Genomic DNA, 280 nt, shown 5'->3' with positions numbered 1-280 from the left:
CCTGGAGGGCGAATGGCGGGCCCAGGCGCAGGCTGAAGCAGGGACGGCCCAGGAGAAGCCGGACTACGTGCTGCCCAAGCCGGCGCGCGTCAAGCTGAGCAGCCGCATCACGAAGAAGAAGTTCGGCTCGCGCCAGGCGTTCGTCGACTTCTGGGACAAGCTGGGCCAGGAGATCGCGGCCGAGCTGCCGGACGACGGCGAAGTGATCCTGGAGCCATGACGGAGCACACTGTATGACGATCGTTCCCAACGCAGGTGTCCGGCTTGCCGACGCAGACAA

1 protein-coding gene is annotated in these 280 nt (G+C 66.1%); it reads left to right on the top strand.

The genetic code is table 11. The features are described 5' to 3' along the window. A partial coding sequence (locus J0A66_RS23205; protein ID WP_206576118.1) for a hypothetical protein occupies positions 1–220 on the top strand: 220 nt, incomplete at its 5' end. Between the last annotated feature and the right edge of the window lie 60 nt (positions 221–280).

The organism is Bowmanella dokdonensis (assembly GCF_017254865.1).
In the GTDB taxonomy this organism is placed as follows: Bacteria; Pseudomonadota; Gammaproteobacteria; order Enterobacterales; family Alteromonadaceae; genus Bowmanella; species Bowmanella dokdonensis.
This window is presented reverse-complemented; position numbering and strand designations above follow the sequence as displayed.